This is a genomic window from Paratissierella segnis (assembly GCF_014385195.1).
GTDB lineage: Bacteria > Bacillota > Clostridia > Tissierellales > Tissierellaceae > Paratissierella > Paratissierella segnis.
The window spans coordinates 71,779-91,460 of record NZ_JACRTG010000003.1 but is presented as its reverse complement, the minus strand read 5'-3'; the positions used below and the strand labels follow the sequence as shown (position 1 = coordinate 91,460).

The window sequence follows — 19,682 nt, the reverse complement described above, 5'->3', positions numbered from 1 at the left end:
TTACAGTCTTAATCACAAGCAGCTGATTTTACTGCCTTAAAACAATCGGAAATAACCCCGAGAACCTTATATTTCTATAATGCTATAAAATTCTCGGAAGGACTTATATGCATAATAGTGATCAAAAACTCCACCTAATTCTCTTACGGAATGCATACCAAGTATTGGATTGCCTATATCTACTGATGGGACATCCAATTGAGTTGAAGATATAGGTCCTATAGTCGAGCCTCCTCTTTCATCAGATCTATTAACAAATTTTTGTACAGGAACATTTATGGATTTACATATGCCTTCATAAACAGCTGACGATGAACTGTCGGATGTATAAGATTGACTGGCGGCTATTTTTATTACAGGTCCTCCGTTTATTACCGGTCTATTAGTTAAATCTTGCTTTCCCATGTAATTTGGATGAATTGAATGCGCCATATCTGAAGATATTAAAAATGAATTGGATAATCCTCTATAATAACCTTCCTTGTCTTTTCCCATGGCTATTGCAATTCTCTCAAGGATGCTTCTAAGCATCGGACTGGCAGCACCTTGCTTTGTCGTACTACCCACTTCTTCATTGTCAAAGCAAACTAATATGTTTGTAGCATTGCCTATTTTACTGTCTACAAGCCCATATAAGCCTGCGTGAGCCATAGCTAAATCGTCTAATCTTCCGATGGAAATGAACTCTTCATTTAATCCTATTAAGGCTCCCTTCTCCACACTGTATAAATATAATTCAAAATCCAGAATATCCTCTGTTTTTATACCAATGTTTTCAGCGATTAATTCCATTATGAAATTTTCTTTTTCAAATTTGTCATTTATTGTCGATAGTAATGGTAAAGTATCTATTTGAGGATTTATCTTTATGCCCTCGTTTACTTTTCTGTTCATGTGTATGGCTAGATTAGGTATAATCATTATTGGTTTTTCCATGTCAATAAGTACTTCTTTAGGCTTTAACGGATTTTGGGTCTTTACGCTTACTCTGCCCGCCATAGATAAGGGTCTGTCAAACCAAGTGCTCAATATGGGTCCGCCATAAACCTCTGTGTTCAATTTCAAATATTTCCCTGCCACAGTTATCTCCGGATCAGGTTTAATTCTAAAAGTCGGCGAATCCGTATGAGCACCTACAATCCTAAACCCATCATCTTCTATTTCTCCTTTGCCTATTATAAATCCTATTATTGCAGAACTGTTCTTAGTAACATAATACCTGCCCTCTTTTTTTAATTTCCACTTATCCTTTAATTCAATCTTTTCAAATCCTTCTTTAATAAGTATTTCTTCTACGTTTTTTGTTGCATGAAACGAACTGTGACTTGCATCAATAAAGTCTATTAATTTTTCAGCAAATTTCTGTTCTTTGTTCATAAAATCTTCCTTTCATATTTATTTTTCTCCTAATCAATGTTTCAAGTTGTAAAGTAAAATGGATAATCCGTATAATATATAAATATGAGCTGGGTAAAATATATAAAATAATTTCTTCATAGATTTACCCTTTTCACCATTATACATAAACATAAAGATTACGGCAAATACAGCCATCCACTCATAATAATCTGTAAACATAAGTTTTAAGCTGATAGGTCTGATATAGGCTAAAGGAATACCAATCATCCAAGCCAATATAAATATTCCATAAGATATAAGTTGCAGTTTTCTGTTTTCACGGAATATATATAATATAATGCCGGTTAAAATTATATATATCCCCCCTTCAACCATAAAAGGCGACGGAATAAAACTGGATAATATCATATAAATATGTCCGGCAGTATCCATTGGTAAATTGGGAAAGATTAAAAGCTGAAAAATAAAAACTATAGCATAGCTTACTATAAATGGAGATAGTACTAGACCAACCCCTTTAAATATTTTTTTCTCCCTAATATAATCTATTCCTTTAAATATTATAATTAAAATAACGAAAGTAGAAAATATTCCATTTTCAGCATAAAATCCGTCTCCTCTTTGAAGTGCTGGGAAAATTGTCATTAAACTTTTTATAATCCCCATAAATACAGACATGATATAGATCCTTAAAAAATATTTTTTCTTACTGGAAGTATGAGTATAGCCTTCTATCATAGTAAACAGAAATAAATCTCCTGCCATTCTGCCAATCCATGAAAATGCAACTGGAATCTTGCCTGTAAATTCAAAAAAATAGTGAATGTGATCTAATAACATGAAAATAAGAGCTAACATCTTGATATCAAATCCTGTCAATCCTTTAAGCTCTTTTTTATTGCTTTCTAAGGTCAATTGTAACCCCTCCTTTAGCTATCCTGTTATAATTTGTCTTTTTATTAAATCCATAATCTGAATATATATGGATAAATTACTATCAAAGCGCATACTTTTACCCCTATCCTAGTGTATTAATTATATAGTACACTAGGATGTCAATATTGTCAATAAATATTCAAAAAATGGGACTGTCGGGAAATAAATAACCAATAAAAAAGACTTCTATCAAAGATCACGATTTAATTTAAAAATGACTTCTATGAAGAAGCCTTTTCATTCTTATAAATAATTTCAGGTTTATGAAAATAGTAGCCTTGCAGATAGTCAATCCCTATTTCATTACAGGTATCTAACATTTCCTTGGTTTCGACCCCTTCAGCTACAGTAATAATATCATTTGCCTGACAGAAGTCCACTATGCTCTTTACCAAGCTTTTGGAAATCGTATTGCTGCTGACTTTTTGGATCATTGACTTGTCAATTTTGATTACATCTATAGGTAGTTCAGCTAGGGATTGATATGAAGAATAGCCTGTCCCAAAGTCATCAATCGCTATTAATATGCCATATTTTCTAAATAGTTCCAGATAACAAAAAGCTTCACTGCCTCTCAGCAAAATTTCTTCAGTTATTTCAATTTGAAGCTTTCTGGGATTTATATTTTTATCTTTGATATTGTATATTAAGTAATCAATTGTCTCTTTTTTGAAATCCTTAGGAGAGAAATTTATTGATAATATAGTATCTTCACTATCAGAATCAATAGCCATGTCAATAGCAGTATCTATCATGAATTTAGTAAGTTCGCCGATAAGCTCTGTTTTTTCAATTACCGGAATAAAATCATTTGGAGAGATTTGATTATGATTGTCTGTTACCCAACGTGCCAATAATTCAACGCCATGTATTTTCCCTGTTTTAGGATCGTATATATTTTGATAGACCACTTTTATATTGCCATTTGATAAAGCATATCCAAAGTTACTTGCAATACTAATTATATTTTTGTAATGAGTGTCAATGCTGCTGTCATAAATCCCCAAGCTCATATTATTTGCTATTGCATATCTTAGAGAAATCATCGCTTGCCTTAAGCCTTCAATTTTTGCAGTATCTTTATCTATTTTGGTAATTCCCATAGTCATTTCTATGTATATAGGTATATTTACAATGTTTAGTGTAGATCTGCTAAAGCCTTTTAAAATGTCAATTATTTCATCAATATTTGAACTTTTACTATCATGGGTAATTATTAAAATAAAGTCCATTCCGTCGTATCTATAGAATTCTACATTTTCATATTCGCTTAACTCTTCTTTTATTTTCTCGGAAAATGTCTTAATTGTTCTATTGGTAAAGCCATATCCAAAGAATCCCAAAATCTCTTCATATTCATTGACCGAGAGTGCAATAACAGTTTTTTCATATCCATCATGGTTTTCTTCATTTTTTAAGGATTCAATATTTCTAAATCCCGTAAGCATATCATGGGTCAGTAGATTAGTGGCATAATCTCTGCTTTTTTTATTATATTCAGAAAAATATCCTATGATAAATGCAATTGATAGATAAATAATTAATCTTAGTATCCAATTTATAGGTTCCTGCATTAACCCCAAATTTGAATCAAGTGGCATAAATGGACCTACCATTATGGCGCTTAAAATTGCATGTAAAACACCGAGCTTTATCCCATTAGTCGACGAAATCAATGCAATTGGAATATACATTAGATTTGCATAAACTTTGCTTGTTCCACCAACAAAATAAACAAATATAGCAATAAGAGTAGATAATATAAACGACAAATATGCTAAAAATCTATTTGTATTTTTTAAATTCATCGCTTTCTTTTCCATTTGAAGCCCCTCAACGCCTTTATATAAAAACAACTTATTCTATTAATAGTATACCTTGTTAATATGGCTTTAAACAAAATAACGCAGAATTCTCCAAATATTCCCTTTATACTCAAAGTATAGATTTGGTATATGCATTATTTTGACTTTGATATATAATATTATAAATTAACTATGATTTAGCTGTTTATAATGGGTAATATCGTATATAATAGTGGAAAATAATGAATAAGAAGGTGGGATATGTATGAATAATCTTAGAAAAAAGGTACTGCAAATACTCTCAATACCCCATGTTAATTTAAAGAAAAATTATAAGGCATATCGAAGGTTATTAGAAATAATAAATCCACCTTCTGAACCGGTCTACAAAACTTTAGATCACAAGATAATAATAGGGAATAGGGAAATTCCACTTCGTGCTTTTATCCCTAAAGAGAGCATTCATTCAAAAGTGCTTATATTTTTCCATGGCGGAGGATGGGTTACCGGAAATATAGATTCATATACAAATATATGTGCAAATATGGCTAATGAAACCAATCACATGGTTATCTCCGTTGATTATAGATTAGCTCCGGAAAATCCGTTTCCTGCCGGTGCTGAGGACTGCTATTATGTAACTCGTGAAATCTTTTTAAATCAGGATATATTAAACTGTAACAATTGTGATATAACATTAATAGGAGATAGCGCAGGAGCTAATCTTGCTGCAGTGGTATCCCTAATGGCAAGAGATCGCGGTGAATTTTTGCCACATAAGCAGATACTAATATACCCTGCTACAAATTATGACCATAGCGAAAACTCTCCTTATCCTTCAGTTCAAGAGAATGGATATGATTATATAATGACCTCTAAAAGGATACAGGACTATATGGATCTCTATGTGCCAAATGAAGAAGATAGAATAAACCCATATGTTGCGCCAATATTGGCAAAAGACCTTTCAAATCAGCCTAAAACTCTAATCATAACCGCTGAATTTGATCCGCTAAGAGATGAAGGCGAGGCCTATGGAGTAAAATTGAGACAGTTTGGAAATGATGTAAGTATGCATCGTCTAAAGGACACCTTACATGGCTTCTTTTCCAACCCGTTAAACAAAGATGATATAGCAAAATGTTATGAATTGATAAACGTATTTTTAAATGATAACAACAATGAAATGAGGAAAGACTATGAAATCCTATAAGAAAATTGAATGGAGAGAACTGGACAATGCTTCCAAAATCTTTCCGTCAACTGCTAATAATAAAGACACTAAGGTATATCGTATCACTTGCGAACTTTATGAGAATGTCGACCCATGTATATTGCAAGAAGCTTTGGATTTGACTTTAGAAACCTTTCCTTTATATAAGTCTGTATTAAGGCGTGGAGTCTTTTGGTATTATTTTGAAATAAGCAATTTGTCACCAACAGTGGATGCGGAAAATACCCCCTTATGTTCACCCATATATATAAAAGATAAAAGGACTTTATTATTCAGAGTATCCTATTATAATAAAAGAATAAATCTTGAAATATTTCACGCGCTAAGCGACGGAGCAGGTGCAGTGTGGTTTATTGAAACCCTTATCTTTCATTATTTAATTCTTAGGCAAAAGGATACTTTCAATGGAAATATCCCAAAACTCAATTATAAGGCATCTATTAGTCAAAAGATGGATGACAGCTTCTGGAAAAATTATCATAGGCAAAATAAAAGAGGGCTTAAAAAAAGAGATAAACGTATAAATGCCTACCGAATAAAAGGCACAAGACTTGATGAAAATCGAATGAAACTTATAGAAGGTTCCTTGTCGGTAAATGAAGTGTTGAAAATATCTCATGAATACAATACTACATTGACAATATTTCTAACTTCATTGTTTCTATATTCAATTTATAAAGATATGCCGGCTGACAAACAAAATTACCCAATTATATTGTCAGTTCCTATAAATCTAAGGCAATATTACGATTCGGAAACGGCAAGAAACTTTTTTAGCACAATGAATGTTAGCTATAACTTCGAAAAAAATAGCCCGAAGCTTGAAGATATCATTAAAAATGTGAACAATATCTTTAGAGAAAATTTGACTAAAGAGGAAATTGACCTAAAGCTGGTGAAGTTTATGTCGCTAGAAAATAATTCCTTTGCAAGGATAATACCATTGCCGCTGAAAGATATAGTATTGAAATTTGCCGATAAAATAAATGATCATAAAGTTACAACTTCAATTTCCAATATCGGCAGGATAGATGTCCCCCAAGAAATTAAAAGATATATAAGGTCATTTAGTGTCTCTGTAAGCGCCAGAAGTCCAAAGATAACCCTTTGCTCTTTTGAAGATAGATTGGTAATCTCTTTTACTTCGCCATTTAGAGAAACCGATATACAAAGAACATTTTTTCAGTTTCTTTCGAATAAAGGTTTGGAAGTTGAAATATCATCAAATGAATAGAAATGAGGACAGTTTATGAAATCATGTAGCTATTGTAATGTTAATATAAGAGGAAATAGAGAAAAATGCCCGCTGTGCGGAAATCCCCTTCCATATGGTGATGCAGAAAATATTGAAGATGAAATATTCCCCAGTATTCCTCCATTTTACGAAAGCCATTTGGCTATTCGAATTATGGTATTTATCTCAATTGTTTCCATAGTAGTAAGTTTTGCAATCAATATAATATTCCCATCAAAGGTCAACTGGCCTCTATTGTTTTTATTTGGCATTATAAGCGTATGGCTCGGTTTGTATGCAATTTTGCAAAAAAGATATCATATCCCAAAAAAGATAGTCTGGCAAGCGGTGATTATCTCATTGTTGTCAGTCTTTTGGGATTGGAGGATGGGCTGGAGGGGCTGGTCATTAAACTATGTAATTCCTATTGCATGCATTTCTGCAACGATTATAATGTATGTTACTGCTAAAATTTTAAATCTTAGTGTAAGGGATTATATAACTTATTCTCTAATAGACAGCATATTTGGCATTATTCCACTAATCTTTATTGTATTTGGTTGGGTCGATGTGATTTATCCGTCTATCATAAGCATAGCCTTGAGTATAATATCCTTATCAGCTATTTTAATATTTCAAGGAACAGATATAAAGGCGGAGATGGATAAGAGAATGCATATCTAATAAGGTAAAACGGTAAGTATATATCCTCCAACTACTAAACTCAAAAAATTAGCTGACAGGACAAATAAAAATCTTCTTATTTTATTATGTTCCTGAACCCTTGATACCAAGGTAATACTCTCGACTATAACTATCAGTATTTCAAGGGCAATTAATCCAATAAATAGGTAGCTTTGCATAGGAAATAAACCATTTATCCAAATATTTAAAGCGCCCTGAGTTAAAAGATTGATTAGTATAAATATTTTCCATGACTTTCTATCTCTGAATCCAAATAGATAGAATACAATTCCCTCGATTATTAGGGTAATAATAATTCTGAGAGATACCAATACAATAGATCGCAACGTTGATTTGCCTAGAGAAAGTGTTTTTGACTTAAGATTTAATGTATAAATATTTTGATATCTGCTTGCTGGATTTTCAAAATCCAGTTCATATGAATCACCATTTGTTTTAACATTTATCGTATTGTTAGACGCTCCTTCCATTTCTCGAGAGTAAAAAATATAATGTTTTTCAACCAGCTTGTCTATTTCCTTAGCCTTTGTATATGTATTGTCAGTGCCAATACTAATCTCAAGATCCCCTGGAGCATTTGGCACTATTATCAATATTGACGGCGGTTCTGCTGAATTACCATAGCATATGCCGGATATATTTATTAATAAAATAAATATCAAAATTATATATAAACGTCTTTTTAAAGTCATCAATAATATACCTCCTTTTTAAATTCATACCAACTCAGTGAAATTTCATAAGGCTTTATGCCTTGCACTTTCAAGTACACCGGAACTTATCATTTAGGTTGGAAATTTCCACTGTTTGGCACACGGCAATTCACAGTTCACAATTGTTTAAGCTTGGCTTTGGGTTTTTCTGATGACCTATTCATTAATTCATTTTTTAGAAATTTAATATTTTTTCATAAATGGCATTAAATATTATATTACAATTATTTAATGCTTCTTTAGGTGCTTTTTCAATAAATTCATACTGTCTTTCGCTTAAATCCAATGCCCTAATTTGGTCCATTAAAATATCACCTTTAGTCTGAATATTGTATACATCCAAATTAACTCTAGTAAAAAAGGAACTAATAGAACTTGTTATGGGAGCCACCATTACTATCCCATTAAGTTCTTTCTGCGTAACAGGGTCTGATATTACCAGCCCAGGTCTATAACCCTTTTGCTCATGCCCCTTAGATGGTGAGAAATTAATTTTTATTATATCCCCAAATTTCAAATCATTAAAATTACTTTTATCTAACTTATTCATAGTATTTACCACAATTCCTTACCAATTGGATCGCCCCAGTCAACATCTATTTTCGGATTCAATTTTTCTCCCTTGGATTGTTCAGCTAAAAGCTCAAATTTTGTTTTTTCTTGTTTCTTTTTTAATATCAAATTTTCCCCTTCTATATTTATATTAAAACTTACGTTTTCAAAATTGTTACTATCTATATTTAATTCTTCCAATACTGTTTTTGGTATACGAATAGCTGCACTATTACCCCATTTAGCTAAATTGATTTTCATTAAATCACCTCTTATAAAAAATATTTCTTATATTTAGTATATACAAGTATATACTAAATGTCAATTAATAAGTATGCTTTCAAACTATGTAGATTTAACTATAAAGTTTTTGTCATTAAATTTCTTTATAATATTTTCCTATTTATTATAAAATGTCACTTATGATTCCTTAGGTATAGGCCCCAACTTTCTTATTTCCGCTTTACCACCGTCGGATTCTAACCATTTAATTATACTTCTTGCACTATGTTCCTGTGGCAAATCTCTTCTCACTACAGCATAATAAGCATCTGCAAGTGGGTATGAACCGTCTGCGATATTATCATCAGTAGGAGTAACCCCTTCAAAAGAAAGCATCTTTAATCTCTCATCTATTCCTGTCATCTCACCCATATTTTTTAAATAGGTATATAAGGTATATCCAAGTGCATAACTGTCTGTAGGTTTCCCGTCTAACCCTCCATTGTGATAAAATGCCACAAGTTCCAGCATACCTTCCATTGTCAGTTCTACATAATTCTTCTGTATATCAGGATGCATCTTACTATCTTCCAAAATAAGATTGTCCATTTGTGATTGACTTCCACTATCAGCATTACGACAAATGGGTACAAGCTCACGATTGGGACCTCCAAGTTCAGACCAATTTTTAATTCCATAATCAAGATATATTTTTCTAACCTGTTCTCTTGTAATATTTTCCGCTTCATTTTCTGTAGGAGTGATAAATACAAGTGCCTCAGAAGCTATCGGGTAAAATTCAAGATTTACACCTTTACTTTCTGCAAACTCTAAAACATCGGAGGAAGCATAGGGTACGATTATCATATCCACATCCCCATTTATCAGCAAATTATAGGACGGAACTGTCTTTGAAGCTGTTTCAGGGTAATTACTATTTTCATTACCCTCATACATAACTCTATTGATTGCTCTTACAATTGAAAACGTTGATGTTGAACCATCTATTTTGGGATAGTTTTCATCAGTGATTCCATATTCCTTAGCTGTATTGCTCATTATGGTAGTTGATAAATTGGATTCTTCCTTTGTGGAAGTTTCTGGAGTTGTTGGAGGAGATACATCTTTCTTACAGGAAATAAAGGATATAGTTATAATAACTACTAAAAAAGCTATTAAATTCTTCTTCATTTTGTTCACCCCTATTAATCACTAGATTTTCCATACTTTTCTTTGGTTTATATGTTTAACACCATTTCATATTGATCTGCTATGTTTTCAAATCCTAAATTATGTAAAAATTCAAGTATACTAATGCATTTATTATCAATATTAATGAAACTAACGTTTTGCGATTCTGTTTGATCCGTTAAGCTTTTTAAAATATTAAGCCCCGCTCCTTTGCGACGATATCCTATATGAACTGCTAATTGAGGTATATCTCCTGTAATCTTATCAATTATCCCATATCCAACAGTTTTTCCATCAATTTGGGCAATGAGCACTTCAAATGAATTATAAACTGACATAATAGGCTCAATCGAATTTTGCCAAGATGGTTCGAAATCCCAGAATGATTTTAATAGCTCCCAATTTATTTCCTTAATATTACAGGATTCACATTTTATAGATGAATTCAGTTCATTGCTGACTAGTTCCTTTTCTATTTGAAAACATGAAAAAGTCCTTGTGATTAAAAATCCTTGCTTCTCATAAAGATTGACTGCAGGTTTGTTAGATTGGATTACTTCAAGTAGATATTGTTCAATATTATTATTTCTCAGATGCCTCAAAACTTTATTAAATATATTACCCGTGATTCCTTGTTTTCGATATTTGGGTATCACGCCTGTACCACAATCATATACAGTAGTTTTACCTCTCCAATTTCGAACCCCGTTAAGAATAAATCCTATTTATTCACTGCCTTCAAATGCTCCCATAGAAAATTCAGGAGAGTAGCCTCTCCTTTTTAACATGTTATTAAATTTGTTTAAAGATAAGTTCATCTCTACTGGATAATCTGAAAAAGCTTTTATAAAAGCATCGTATATTGTTTCAGTGTTTATGCCCTCTAATGTCTTAAGATTTAACATATATCAATCACCCTTTTGATATTTATATCCTCTACGATTCATTTTTTAAAGAATGTGTTATTTATTCATTTAGATCCATGATTATTGATAATATCATTTTATCAATACCTTCTTGAATTTTAAATATATTTTAATCTTCAATTCTCAAGATAATAGAGTCAGTACTGTAGAAAAGTCTTTATCATATTTCCACCGATCACCACTTATAAAAAATATAAATATAATAGCCATCTGTAAAATTGAACAATGCTTTCTCTTTTATTTGCACTTTTCTTTTATTATACTCCAGAGTCCTTGTTAAGTCTCTAGCAGATTTGAAGGATTTGTCATAATTCTTATTCCCCTTTACATACAACATTGATTTCTATATTGACAAATTTTTCTTTACATAGTATATTATCAGTAATGGGTCCTATTAGTAATTTCTATAAGTATAAGATTCTAAAATAGAGGATTTTGATTTCAATTGAACATAATTTTACTTAAGGGAGAAACGAAAAATATGAAACGTGTATTTGGAATATTTGAACTTGTCTTTGATGTACTATATCTTACTTTTGCATTGATACTTGGATTGGTACTTTTTCGGACCGGAGCTGGTAATTATCCTCGCATATTAGCAGGTGTCATGGCTTTAGTCTTATTCTGTGGCGATGCATTTCATCTTCTGCCCCGCATTATGGTAATCATAACACAACGGGAAAAACATCTCCAGCGAATCCTTGGAAGGGGTAAGCAGGTTACCTCAATCACAATGACAGTGTTTTATCTTCTGTTATGGCAGATAGGACTATTGATTTTTCCCATACAGAATAATAACTTCTGGTCATATATAGTCTATATTTTAGCTGCTGTGCGGATTTTGCTTTGCTTGCTGCCACAGAACAAATGGCAGGAGCGATATCCTCCAATTAACTGGGGAATTTGGCGTAATATTCCGTTTTTCATATTGGGTATCAGCGTCTCCGGACTATTTTTTCTACAAAGGAGCATAGTGCCAGGTCTTGGATGTATGTGGCTTGCCATTATTCTTAGTTTTGCATTTTATCTTCCTGTGGTACTTTGGTCTAATAAAAATCCTAAAATCGGTATGCTTATGCTGCCTAAGAGCTGTGCTTATCTGTGGATGCTAGTAATGTGCCTATCTTTGTAAGTTTGAATCTTTTATTTATTAAATATGTGAGAGGAGTGATGTACTTATGATTTGGTCTGGAGTAATAATTGGTGGTATTTCATTTCTAATTATCGGTATCTTTCATCCGATTGTGATTTATTGTGAATACTATTTTACCGATCGGATTTGGCCTCTTTTTCTAGTTGTAGGTCTCGTTTTTTGCATATTGTCTTTGTTCGTACATCAAATCATTTTGTCGGCAGCGTTAGCAATAACAGGCTTCTCTATGCTGTGGAGCATCAAGGAGCTCAAAGAACAGACCGAACGAGTTAGAAAAGGCTGGTTTCCTGAAAACCCAAACCGCGTCAAAAAGTAACACCTGATGTAAATATCCTTGTGATAATTACATAAATCAAAATACAGAAAGGAGTTTTATAATGAGTGATAATAAGAAATTAACAAATGAAGTCGGTGCTCCAATAGCCGACAATGAGAATTCTATTACTGCCGGACCTCGAGGTCCTGTCGTAATGCAAGACGTATGGCTAATGGAAAAAATGGCTCATTTCAACCGTGAGGTTATACCTGAGCGCCGTATGCACGCTAAAGGCTGGGGTGCTTATGGGAAATTCACCGTCACCCATGACATCTCAAAATATACAAAAGCGAAAGTTCTCCAACCTGGAGCAGAAACCGAGACGTTCATACGCTTTTCTACCGTTGCAGGTGAGCGTGGGGCCGCTGACTGCGAGCGTGATATACGCGGGGTAGCAGTTAAGTTCTACACTGAAGAGGGCAACTGGGATTTGGTTGGCAACAACACCCCAACCTTCTTTATCCGTGATGTCCACAATTTCTCCGACCTAAACCGGGCTGTGAAACGTGATCCCCGTACAGGCCGCAGATCTGCACAGAATAACTGGGACTTCTGGACCTTGCTACCTGAGTGTTTCCATCAAATTACCGTAGTTATGAGCGATAGAGGTATTCCCGCCTCCTTCCGAAACATGCATTTCTTTGGTGAGCACACTTTCTCCTTCTATAATGAGAAAAATGAACGTGTTTGGTGCAAGTTTCACTTTAAGACCCAGCAGGGCATTAAGAATTTAAGCAACGAGGAAGCAGAGAAAATTAATGGGATGGATCGAGAGTATCATGGCAAGGATTTGTACGAGGCTATTGAACGAAGTGACTTTCCAAAATGGACCATGTATGTTCAGATTATGACTGAGGAACAAGCAAAAAAACATTACGAGAATCCTTTCGATATAACGAAAATTTGGCGTCATGCCGAATATCCTCTCATTGAGGTGGGAATACTTGAATTAAACCGCAATCCGGAGAATTACTTTGCTGAGGTTGAGCAGTCTGCCTTTACCCCCGCACATGTAGTTCCTGGAATCGGATTTAGTCCTGATCGTTTCCTACAAGGCAGATTGTTTTCCTATGGCGATGCACAACGTTACCGTTTGGGAGTAAACCACAACCTTATCCCAGTCAACCGTGCCAAAGTAGAAGTTAATGAGTATCATCGTGATGGTGCTATGCGTGTGGATGGCAACTATGGCAGTGCTCCAGCTTATTCTCCTAACAGTTATGGTGCTTGGACTGCACAGCCGGAAGTAATGGAACCACCTCTGGATCTAGATGGCGCAATGTATCATTATGATCCTAAGGATGACCCAACAGATAACTGTTTCCGTGCCGGTGGTGACCTATGGCGTATATTATCCGAAGATAAGAAGCAGATTCTTATTGAAAACACTGCTAAGGATATATCTTCTGTAACTGAGAACATCAAATACCGTCATGCTGTCCACTGCTATCTTGCTGACCCAGAGTACGGTGAACGGTTTGCCAAGGCAGTTAATCTTTGCATGGATAAGGTTAAGGAGCTTTCTAAGCTGGACAATGACGGCTTGATTCAAGCAACGCTTTCGAGTACAATATAAGTATATTAATATGAAACTGAGGTGCTCATTTATGAAGCAACGACGAAACACCAAGCAGCGTCAGTTGGTTTTGGACGCAGTTAAAGCACACAACGACCATCCCAGTGCGGATCAGGTTTATCTGGATGTTCGAGCCATAGATAACAAGATCAGCCGAGGTACTGTATATCGCAATCTGAACCTTTTGACTCAAAGTGGAGAAATTTGCCAGATTAAAGTGCCGGATGCAGATCGCTTTGAATATCGCTTGGATTTTCATCATCACCTTCTTTGTACTAAATGTGGCGCAGTGTGTGATGCCCCATTATCCTATCATACGGAGTTGGATCAGGAAATGGCCAAAAAAACAGGTTATTCTATAAAGAGACATCAGACAGTTTTTGAAGGGCTTTGTCCCAATTGTCAACATAGCCTTAAATAAGGCTAAAACACAGGCAACCCAAAAGAGAGAAATAGCATTGTAAGTAGCTTCCTTGCAACGCTATTTCTTATTTTGACCTAATACAAGTGTTCCAAATGCGAAGGAAGACTTGTTTATCTTACTTCTAATCAATAAGCAATGTATAGATTTCTCTTCGACCATATAATCATAATATCTTTCTAAGTCTTCGCTTTTCTCAAATACAAATTCTGTATTTCCTTCTTCTACTAAAGTTAATATATGTGGATTTATGTCATAATCGGAAACAATATTACCTCTTTCATCGACGATGTAATCATAAACTTCAAATTTGGTCGTTTCAAAATTCAGGGCTTCAAGATCAATTTTTTCTCCAAAATCAATTGTCCAAAATCAATTGTTGGCAAATCAATAAATCTTTTACCAACCATAAAATTTTTTACCCCTTCTTCAATATCTTCTTTTTCTTTATTATTTCTATCAAGATAATAAATAACCTTTAATTCATTAGAATCATATGATATTTTAATAGCTGGCTCTTGTATCCTATTATTTGTACAGGAGGATAAAACCAATAATATTAATAATAAACCAATCATAATAAATGAATTCTTAAATCTTTTCACAATATTTCATCCCCTAATAATCATTTTGTCACTCTTCAAAAAATGCAAATTATCCTTACTTCACATTTTATAAATAATGTGTCTTAGTCTTGAATATAAAATTACTCATTCTATTCATCAAGTTCTCTTATAAAAACCATTACTCCATTACCTTCTTTACAAAATTTCCATCCTTGATTTCCAAGCTCATTCCACTCATTCTCGGCTTCTTCAATTTTCTTATTAGTATCAAAACCTATTTTTATTCCTTCTTTAATAAATTTATATTCATACCTTTTCATTATAGAAACCTCCCATTATATATATATTTAATCTACTGATATGATGCTTATGCTTAATATAAATGATGCGTCTTAAGAAATTCACAATTCATGATTCACAATGCACAATCAGAGAAGCGACCTTGGGTCGCAATTAAAAGACCTCAAAAGCTAGACCCTAGTAATTGTGAACTGTAACCTGTGAATTGTGAATTTCACAGGTTACTACCACTATTCAATACTTCACTAATTTTATCTAAATTAACATCTGGAATCAAGGAAGTAGTGGTACGATTTCAAATTCATATCAATATTTCAACATCGTTTTTAAGTATCTTTCTAAAGTAATAATGTGCATTGGATAAAATAAACTTTTATCGTCTTCTAATAATTCCTTCAATTCTATTAATGACATCCATCTGATATTTTTCGTTTCATTTGTACCATTTAATAATTCTCCATCGGCATTGCATATAAATATTTGTACCATTATTGGATATGTTCCTTGGATATTTTGACAACAAGAAAATGGAGTATAGTTTAACACTTTATATCCATTGGTTTCTAGAATTACTGTTTCATCTTCACCCTTAATATATGTAACCTCCAATCCAGTTTCCTCTCTAATCTCTCTTCTCAAGCAATTGAAAATATTCTCAAATTCCCGTATCTTCCCAGCAGGAATTTCTAGTAGTCCATATTCCAATTTTGCATTATCCTTGAACCTGTCTTGAATCAATATGTAATCTAACCCATCAATATTTTTCTCTATTATTCCACCTACTGCAGGTTTAGTAAGTAGCTCCATTTTAAAACCTCCATAATATAGATTCTATAATATCAAGAATTTTACTTATAATTTATTTCTCTACATATATCTTTTTATTGTCAACAAACGGAATAATTTTGTTACTCCATTCAAATACGTTTAATTCAGGCCACTTTTGAATCCATTTTTTGACCTTCTTAGCATATATCTCTTTCGTTATTTGTCTATTGTTAGCAATAACATTCATCTCAAAAATATCCTGTAATCCAAAAGGTGCATAAATCTCCCAACTCTTTTCGGATATCTTCCTTATTGCTAATGAAGTTGCTGTTGTGGGCCAAGTATCTATGGCATCTTCGATTGATTTATATGGCTCAATATCATACCCAAATTTTTCTTTATACCATAAATGAACCCTTGCCTCATTCTTCACATCAAGCCAAAGTGGATATTCTCCTAATGAGTATTTTAAATATTCAGCAATTCTTTTCTCATACCTTTCTTCAATATTTTGAGAATTATAATAAACTATATCAATGTCATCTATTCCATAATCCACAGGTCTATTAGTTAATATATTCCATGAGGTTTGAGATATAGCACCTGCACCAATGTAACATTTTTCATCTTTAAATTCATACAAAGTTGACACTACTTTTTGCAGGTGCAAACTGTTTTCAATTATATCTATGAGCCTATTTTCTTTTTCTAGTAAAGTCATTAGATAAAACTCCTTTTTTAATTACTATTATGCAAATTCAACTCAGATTTAAAATCGTCTTTTTAAAACTAGTGCTACTATCCCAATAAGCAAGACAATTGTAGTAAATATACTTGCTTCAGGACCAAATGCACCACCTGTTAAAATGTCTGTACCTTTACTAGTAAAACTTATTAAGGTATCGGTTGAACTTGAAATACCACTAACATTAAAACCATAGATATTGCCTTGAGCAAAGTTCCATGCAGCATGTAATCCGCATGCTCCCCATACATCCTTAGTATCAATTACATATAAGCCAAATAAAAATCCAACAAGAACAATATTTAGTATGGATAAAAGACTAACCCCAGGATTAAAAATATGCAATACTCCAAATAATATTGATGATATAATAAAACCCAAAGCTTGATTATGCTTCGCTCCTATAATATGCATCAACCATCCCCTAGTAATTATCTCCTCCGTACTGCTTTGTACTATCCATCCAGGTAATATTGTTAATATAGCAGGAATATATTTAAAACCCACACTTATACTCTAACTGATTTCAATTGTCCCTGTAATATACATTAAAAGTGTAACACAACTAAACATTAAAAATCCTATTAGAAATCCTCTAAGAAATTTAAATATAAATCTGTCTGGGCTTAATCCCAAAGTCCTAATTCTTCTCTTTTCAACAAACTTAACCCATGTAAAACATAGTAGTAAAGGAAATATAGAAGTAAAAATTAAAAACAATGGCATCATCAAAATTCCTTGAATAGCAATATATTTACTAAATATAATTAGGAATATTTGACCAATCAATTGTCCTATAACTATCATGAGAAAAGAAATAATTACAGAGATAACCCAATTCAGTTTGACTTTAGCAGCCCTAGCTTCATCAAATAGATTTAATTTTTGACCAAACATTTCATCACTCCTATCAACTTCTCTAATTAGTAAACTCCATCTTTAATTTAAAGATATCTTTCATCCTTTAATTCCTTTATTGCATTTTTAACTGCTAATTTAATAACAAAATATAATATGACTGCTAAAATAGCTATCATTAATGGATATAAAATTATATAAAAAAATTCAAATCTCATAAAAATACTTCCTCCTTTACGCTGCAAAATAAAAATAAGGTTATACCTTATTATATATTATTCGACATATTTATCTACTATCCCTTTTTCTGTATAAAAATTTCCAATAAAAAAATAATAAGACCTATTTTTAAGGTCTTAAATATAAATATTCTAAATTTCATTAATTCTATTCTTATAGATAATTACATTAGCTTAGCTCCAATAACTTAATTTTAGAAACATATTAATTATTTTCATCATTTCAGTGAAATCCTCTACTGAAAGAACACCAAAACTTTTACCGTAAATTCCTCTAGACTCTAAGCTCCATAACAGCGATTTAATATTTGGATAGCTATTAATTTCTTTCTTAGAAAGATAAATGAAATCCTCAAGCTTTTTATAATCTTCAGTATTTAGATTCTTCTCTTCATTATAAATAGTCATGTCTGTTATCAGTCTAAACGGTTTCATGATTTTAAATCTATAGTTGTCAGTATCGTTCGGTATGAAATCATTTATATAATTCTCATAGCTTTCACATACAATTCTATACATGGTATCTCTCCCTAAATAAAGGCAATTTCCTAAGGAATTCCGATTTTTTTGAATCATATAAATCTCGTCTGTCTAATACCTCTTTTATTATAATCTCAATCTTCTCAATATCAGCAATTTTTATTAATTCATCTATGTCCTGTATGTCCTTTTGCCCTAATCTAATAATTTTACTTACAATAATATCCTCAACGGATAATATATAAATATTTAGATATTCAAATTTATCTAACTTTATTGCCCTCTCCTTATATCTCGGTGATAATATTGTACTTTCATATTCTAACATATCAAAATCTCTTAACTGAACAAACACCTTTCCCAAGTGTGATGAGTACTCTATATCCACAAAATCAAAATCTCTAGTTGCTCTTTCTGTATATCCCCCTAAAACACAAGCAGACCCACCTAAAAAGTAAATATCAAAAGGTTCGACATTAAATAATTTAGCCACTTGTTCCATTTCATATATTTTATTTTCTAATTCTTTTCTTATATCCATTTTATCACCATTTAGATTAATATATTTATAATTTCTATTGTATCATAAAATCCTGAACTTCCAGTTTCTAAATTCCAATTTTCCCACAGCAAAATTTAAATCTATGAAAAATGTTTGTTCCCTATCTTACCATTTCAAAGGATTTATCATAGTTACATACTCCCTATTATCAATATAAGAACTCCAAAAATAGAACTAAGAACCGATAATCCACCGCTTACTATAGCAAAAATACGGTTGTTTCTAAACTCTTTAACAGCAGCTATAAAACTAATAATACACACTAAAAACCAAATAGGAATAAATATTTGATTTCCAATCTTTTGAGGCAGCATTGCATAAAATCCAAATAAATAAAGAACCCAATTTAGTATAATTAAACATAATGCTAACCACGATAATAAATGAGGTTTTCTCTTTATATCTTTTTTATCTGCTTTGAACATAAGTAATACCATAGTTAAGACAACAAAAGCTATCCCTATAGCAATATATGATGTTAATCCCATAACTAATCTCTCCTTGCCCTATTAAATTACTATACATTTATCTGCCTGTGTTCAACTTCATCCCCATTCAATGCAGATATAGATACCTATTTCCTATATTTCTTTATTCCCAATAAATCCTCAAGTTTATCATTCATATATTTATATGAATCCTCAACTCCTTGATTGTAAAACTCCGGTGCCAGCTCGTCTATAATAAAATCTAAAATTAAACTTGAAGCCAAGTCCCCTAAATCTTCATCTCTTTCATCAAGAAAAAACCCTTTTATTGAATGAATCATATCTTCCCTTTTTCCCTTTTCAATTTTAATTCCAGACTTTTTGCTCATATGA

28 protein-coding genes are annotated in these 19,682 nt (G+C 32.4%); 7 read left to right on the top strand and 21 right to left on the bottom strand.

Translation table 11 applies throughout. The features are described from left to right. Positions 1-66: 66 nt before the first annotated feature. The 3 genes from H8707_RS01140 to H8707_RS01130 all read right to left on the bottom strand — a co-directional run bounded on the left by H8707_RS01140 (position 67) and on the right by H8707_RS01130 (position 4,118). Entirely contained in the window at positions 67-1,377 is a 1,311-nt protein-coding gene (locus H8707_RS01140; RefSeq protein WP_262428305.1) for a M18 family aminopeptidase, read from the bottom strand. 33 nt (positions 1,378-1,410) lie between these two features. Further along, a complete protein-coding gene (locus H8707_RS01135) occupies positions 1,411-2,274 on the bottom strand; it encodes a conjugal transfer protein TraX (RefSeq protein WP_262428304.1) in 864 nt (287 codons plus the stop codon). Between the two features lie 242 nt (positions 2,275-2,516). Further along, on the bottom strand, positions 2,517-4,118 hold the full coding sequence (locus H8707_RS01130; RefSeq protein WP_262428303.1) for an EAL domain-containing protein: 1,602 nt from the start codon (positions 4,116-4,118) through the stop codon (positions 2,517-2,519). Between the two features lie 247 nt (positions 4,119-4,365). On the opposite strand from H8707_RS01130, the gene H8707_RS01125 reads away from it, so the two are divergent. From H8707_RS01125 to H8707_RS01115, 3 genes are read left to right on the top strand one after another with little or no spacing between them, the layout of a single operon-like run. Continuing rightward, the gene (locus H8707_RS01125; RefSeq protein ID WP_262428302.1) at positions 4,366-5,313 is read left to right on the top strand and encodes an alpha/beta hydrolase; all 948 of its coding nucleotides are present in this window, start codon (positions 4,366-4,368) and stop codon (positions 5,311-5,313) included. Continuing rightward, entirely contained in the window at positions 5,300-6,568 is a 1,269-nt protein-coding gene (locus tag H8707_RS01120; protein ID WP_262428301.1) for a hypothetical protein, read from the top strand. Before H8707_RS01125 ends, H8707_RS01120 begins: the two co-directional genes overlap by 14 nt. A 15-nt stretch (positions 6,569-6,583) precedes the next feature. Then, on the top strand, positions 6,584-7,252 hold the full coding sequence (locus H8707_RS01115; RefSeq protein WP_262428300.1) for a DUF6320 domain-containing protein: 669 nt from the start codon (positions 6,584-6,586) through the stop codon (positions 7,250-7,252). Here H8707_RS01115 and H8707_RS01110 read toward each other — a convergent pair. From H8707_RS01110 to H8707_RS01080, 7 genes are all read right to left on the bottom strand, one after another. Continuing rightward, the gene (locus H8707_RS01110; protein WP_262428299.1) at positions 7,249-7,968 is read right to left on the bottom strand and encodes a hypothetical protein; all 720 of its coding nucleotides are present in this window, start codon (positions 7,966-7,968) and stop codon (positions 7,249-7,251) included. The genes H8707_RS01115 and H8707_RS01110 overlap by 4 nt on opposite strands. A gap of 193 nt (positions 7,969-8,161) precedes the next feature. Continuing rightward, a complete protein-coding gene (locus H8707_RS01105) occupies positions 8,162-8,536 on the bottom strand; it encodes a type II toxin-antitoxin system PemK/MazF family toxin (RefSeq protein ID WP_262428298.1) in 375 nt (124 codons plus the stop codon). A gap of 5 nt (positions 8,537-8,541) precedes the next feature. Then, positions 8,542-8,799 carry an AbrB/MazE/SpoVT family DNA-binding domain-containing protein gene (locus H8707_RS01100; RefSeq protein ID WP_262428297.1) on the bottom strand — a complete coding sequence of 86 codons (258 nt, stop codon included), beginning with the start codon at positions 8,797-8,799 and terminating at the stop codon, positions 8,542-8,544. 159 nt (positions 8,800-8,958) lie between these two features. Then, complete coding sequence (locus tag H8707_RS01095) at positions 8,959-9,951, bottom strand: PstS family phosphate ABC transporter substrate-binding protein (RefSeq protein WP_262428296.1); 993 nt, start codon at positions 9,949-9,951, stop codon at positions 8,959-8,961. Positions 9,952-9,998: 47 nt separating this feature from the next. Then, on the bottom strand, positions 9,999-10,667 hold the full coding sequence (locus H8707_RS01090) for a GNAT family N-acetyltransferase (protein WP_262428337.1): 669 nt from the start codon (positions 10,665-10,667) through the stop codon (positions 9,999-10,001). Positions 10,668-10,676: 9 nt separating this feature from the next. Beyond that, entirely contained in the window at positions 10,677-10,856 is a 180-nt protein-coding gene (locus tag H8707_RS01085; protein WP_262428295.1) for a hypothetical protein, read from the bottom strand. Between the two features lie 749 nt (positions 10,857-11,605). Next, on the bottom strand, positions 11,606-11,737 hold the full coding sequence (locus H8707_RS01080) for a hypothetical protein (RefSeq protein ID WP_262428294.1): 132 nt from the start codon (positions 11,735-11,737) through the stop codon (positions 11,606-11,608). Here H8707_RS01080 and H8707_RS01075 point away from each other — a divergent pair. From H8707_RS01075 to H8707_RS01060, 4 genes are all read left to right on the top strand, one after another. Then, on the top strand, positions 11,728-12,009 hold the full coding sequence (locus H8707_RS01075) for a hypothetical protein (protein ID WP_262428293.1): 282 nt from the start codon (positions 11,728-11,730) through the stop codon (positions 12,007-12,009). The two genes, H8707_RS01080 and H8707_RS01075, sit on opposite strands and share 10 nt — an antisense overlap. Before the next feature lie 46 nt (positions 12,010-12,055). Beyond that, positions 12,056-12,346 carry a DUF4491 family protein gene (locus H8707_RS01070; protein ID WP_262428292.1) on the top strand — a complete coding sequence of 97 codons (291 nt, stop codon included), beginning with the start codon at positions 12,056-12,058 and terminating at the stop codon, positions 12,344-12,346. A 61-nt stretch (positions 12,347-12,407) separates the two neighbouring features. After that, a complete protein-coding gene (locus H8707_RS01065) occupies positions 12,408-13,922 on the top strand; it encodes a catalase (protein ID WP_262428291.1) in 1,515 nt (504 codons plus the stop codon). Positions 13,923-13,953: 31 nt separating this feature from the next. Beyond that, a complete protein-coding gene (locus H8707_RS01060) occupies positions 13,954-14,343 on the top strand; it encodes a Fur family transcriptional regulator (protein WP_262428290.1) in 390 nt (129 codons plus the stop codon). A 326-nt stretch (positions 14,344-14,669) separates the two neighbouring features. Here the strand turns inward: H8707_RS01060 and H8707_RS01055 are convergent, their stop codons facing one another. The 11 genes from H8707_RS01055 to H8707_RS01005 all read right to left on the bottom strand — a co-directional run bounded on the left by H8707_RS01055 (position 14,670) and on the right by H8707_RS01005 (position 19,678). Continuing rightward, complete coding sequence (locus H8707_RS01055; RefSeq protein ID WP_262428289.1) at positions 14,670-14,948, bottom strand: hypothetical protein; 279 nt, start codon at positions 14,946-14,948, stop codon at positions 14,670-14,672. Positions 14,949-15,058: 110 nt separating this feature from the next. Beyond that, positions 15,059-15,229, bottom strand: a complete 171-nt coding sequence (locus H8707_RS01050; RefSeq protein ID WP_262428288.1) for a hypothetical protein — start codon at positions 15,227-15,229, stop codon at positions 15,059-15,061. 286 nt (positions 15,230-15,515) lie between these two features. Next, positions 15,516-16,016 (bottom strand): NUDIX hydrolase, encoded by a 501-nt coding sequence (locus H8707_RS01045; protein WP_262428287.1) that lies wholly within the window; start codon positions 16,014-16,016, stop codon positions 15,516-15,518. 52 nt (positions 16,017-16,068) lie between these two features. Beyond that, positions 16,069-16,698 carry a nucleotidyltransferase family protein gene (locus H8707_RS01040; protein WP_262428286.1) on the bottom strand — a complete coding sequence of 210 codons (630 nt, stop codon included), beginning with the start codon at positions 16,696-16,698 and terminating at the stop codon, positions 16,069-16,071. Between the two features lie 48 nt (positions 16,699-16,746). Continuing rightward, positions 16,747-17,229, bottom strand: coding sequence for a CPBP family intramembrane glutamic endopeptidase (locus H8707_RS01035; protein WP_262428285.1), 483 nt, complete (start codon positions 17,227-17,229; stop codon positions 16,747-16,749). Between the two features lie 9 nt (positions 17,230-17,238). Beyond that, entirely contained in the window at positions 17,239-17,619 is a 381-nt protein-coding gene (locus tag H8707_RS01030; protein WP_262428284.1) for a hypothetical protein, read from the bottom strand. A gap of 47 nt (positions 17,620-17,666) precedes the next feature. Beyond that, positions 17,667-17,798, bottom strand: a complete 132-nt coding sequence (locus tag H8707_RS01025) for a DUF6019 family protein (protein ID WP_262428283.1) — start codon at positions 17,796-17,798, stop codon at positions 17,667-17,669. 195 nt (positions 17,799-17,993) lie between these two features. Further along, positions 17,994-18,338: a hypothetical protein gene (locus H8707_RS01020; protein WP_262428282.1), complete on the bottom strand. Its 345-nt coding sequence runs from the start codon at positions 18,336-18,338 to the stop codon at positions 17,994-17,996. After that, a complete protein-coding gene (locus H8707_RS01015; RefSeq protein WP_262428281.1) occupies positions 18,331-18,840 on the bottom strand; it encodes a DUF6036 family nucleotidyltransferase in 510 nt (169 codons plus the stop codon). Before H8707_RS01015 ends, H8707_RS01020 begins: the two co-directional genes overlap by 8 nt. A gap of 152 nt (positions 18,841-18,992) precedes the next feature. Continuing rightward, a complete protein-coding gene (locus tag H8707_RS01010) occupies positions 18,993-19,349 on the bottom strand; it encodes a hypothetical protein (RefSeq protein WP_262428280.1) in 357 nt (118 codons plus the stop codon). Between the two features lie 86 nt (positions 19,350-19,435). Further along, positions 19,436-19,678: a DUF2164 domain-containing protein gene (locus H8707_RS01005; RefSeq protein WP_262428279.1), complete on the bottom strand. Its 243-nt coding sequence runs from the start codon at positions 19,676-19,678 to the stop codon at positions 19,436-19,438. Positions 19,679-19,682: the final 4 nt, after the last annotated feature.